This window comes from Kitasatospora sp. NPDC098663, from assembly GCF_044760075.1.
GTDB lineage: Bacteria > Actinomycetota > Actinomycetes > Streptomycetales > Streptomycetaceae > Kitasatospora.
Map to the genome: position 1 here is coordinate 1 of NZ_JBIWAP010000129.1, position 2,240 is coordinate 2,240.

Below are 2,240 nucleotides of genomic sequence, written 5' to 3' on the forward strand. Positions count from 1 at the left end.
TCGCGAGGGAGTCCAGGTCAGGCGTCACAACCGACCTTTGGACTCCCTCGCTTCATGTCATGCGCGCCAACGAGCCCTTGGCATCAATCATCTAGGCGGGCCACTGGCCGACGCGGAAGGGCTCGGGGCGCCGGCTGATCCCGGTGTTGGCGTCCGCCAGCGCCGCCAGGTCGGCGAGGACCTGGGCGAAGGCCGTGGCCGTGGTCTTGCCGCGGGCCGTGATGGCCAGGGTGCGCCGCTCCGAGCGGTGGATGCCGTCGGCGGTCCGGTGTCCAGGGGTGGTGGCCGCCTGGGCTTGGCGGGAAGAACTCGGCCGGCCCAGCCGGTACGGCTACGGCGTCACCGTCACCCCCGGCGCCCGGCGGGCGTGGCGGGGCAGCCCGGACGACGGTCCATGGTGGCCGATCGGCTGTCCGCTCCCGCCGCGCGGTAACCGTCTGAACCGGTGCGCACCGGGACGTCCACGGGCGGGCCGACGGTCGACGTCGTGGCCCCGAGGCGCTCCGGCGTCAGGTGGTGCTCTACCGGATCGCCACCGCCGGCTTTGGCACCAGGAGCGCCGACCGACCAGTGCTCTGCGGACCGCCGAGCACTGGTCGGCCGACGGTATGTGGCAGCGGTTGTCCGCGTCAGGCTGCGGCCTGGACGGCCTTCACGTTCGACAGGAGTTCTTCGACGCCGTTCACGGTCGGGTGGTGGCGCAGGCGGTCGCTGATCTGGGCGACTTGGTCGATGCACCTGGTCGCGCCGATCTGCCGGGCTGTCCCGAGTGCGCTGGACAGCACTGCTGCGGCTTCCTCGACCTGGCCTTCGTGTACCAGGGCTTCTGCCCGGTAGCACTGGAACACGGCGTACGTCTTCGAGCGGGGCTTGGTGAGCAGCGACAGGCCTCGGTCGATGCGCTTCATGCCGGGTGCTTGTTCACCGAGGTCGATCAGGCACCGGCCGCCGTCGATCTCGACGTCCGCTTCGCTCATCCACGCCGCCCAACTCGGCGGCTCGTCGGCGCTGGTGCGGGCGAGTTCGCCTTCGGACTTGGCCAGGTGGTGTCGGCAGGATGCGGCTTCGCCGAGGGCCGCGTGGGCCCGGGCCTTGCGCAGGTGCAGGAGGGAACGCACCGTCGCGTGCATGGGCCGGGCGAGTGCGCCTTCGAGTAGACGCACGGATTCCTTGGCGTTGCCGGTCCAGAGGCCCTGGTACGCGAAGTCGGCGATGATGCTGCTGATCATGTCGCGGTCGCCGGCGGCCCTGGCGTGCTCGAACGCCAGGTTCCACAATGCGCTGGCCTGGTCCTGGTGGCCGATGTCGAAGCGTGTCCAGCCGCAGGTCTGCGCCAGCTGCGCGGCAAGGTGGTTCAGCCCCACACCGGTGCGGGTGTCGTAACGGGCGTTCTCCAGCAGGCCGGTGACGGTGGAGAGGCTGGAGTCGAGCAGCGGAATCACGTGCTGGCGTTCGACGGTCGGCATGGTGGTCAGCGGTAGGACCGCGGTCCGCAGGTATTGGACGGTCTCGGTGCCCACCAGCGGGGGGCGCCCGGTGGCGGAGGCCGGGGTGGCGGAGATTACCGGCAGGACGGCGGCCATCCCGGCGCCGCCAATGAAGTTCCGTCGGTTGAGCACGCTCGCCTCTTCCTCGTCGGGGTGGGGCAGCCAGTTCGGCCATGGGTGCGTCACCAACATAGCTTCGGGAACGTCGAACGCATCCGCCAGCAGGACCTGCGACTCCCAATTCGGGCGCTTCTTGTCCAATTCCCAGTCAGACACCAGCTGTCGAGTAGATCCTGCCCTCCGGTTGCGCCGGATCGCCGCCTCTCTCATCCGGCCTGCCAGGTCTGCGCCGCTCCAGCCGTACATCTCCCGGGCCGCCCGCAGGCGCACCCCTTCTGGATCAGCCATCCGACCATGAGAGCACCCCACCGCACGCCATCACAACGGGTATGCCGTATGACAACAGAGTGACACCAAATGTCTTTTGAATGAGCGGAGTTGACGGCAATCTCGTTGTCAGCCGGCCGTCGAGCCGGACACGGCAATCCCCCTGCGGAGGCAGAGATGGACATCGTGATCAAGGACACCGCCGAGTACGTGGCGCCGGCGCTGGACGAGCTGGGCACCGTCGTCGAGGTCACCCTCGGCTCCGCCAGCTTCAACAGCGCGGACGACACCCAGTACTTCCAGTAAGCCGCGCGGCGGGGGCCCCCAACTCCCGCGCTCTATGCGGCGTTGGCGGGCCCCCGCATC

The 2,240-nt window shown here is 69.3% G+C and carries 2 protein-coding genes; one reads left to right on the forward strand and one right to left on the reverse strand.

What is annotated here, in order from left to right:
• Positions 1–629: 629 nt before the first annotated feature.
• A complete protein-coding gene (locus ACIQVZ_RS42390) occupies positions 630–1,673 on the reverse strand; it encodes an XRE family transcriptional regulator (RefSeq protein WP_402458524.1) in 1,044 nt (347 codons plus the stop codon).
• A gap of 378 nt (positions 1,674–2,051) precedes the next feature.
• Here ACIQVZ_RS42390 and ACIQVZ_RS42395 point away from each other — a divergent pair, with 378 nt between their 5' ends.
• Positions 2,052–2,180 carry a lasso RiPP family leader peptide-containing protein gene (locus ACIQVZ_RS42395; RefSeq protein WP_402458527.1) on the forward strand — a complete coding sequence of 43 codons (129 nt, stop codon included), beginning with the start codon at positions 2,052–2,054 and terminating at the stop codon, positions 2,178–2,180.
• Positions 2,181–2,240: the final 60 nt, after the last annotated feature.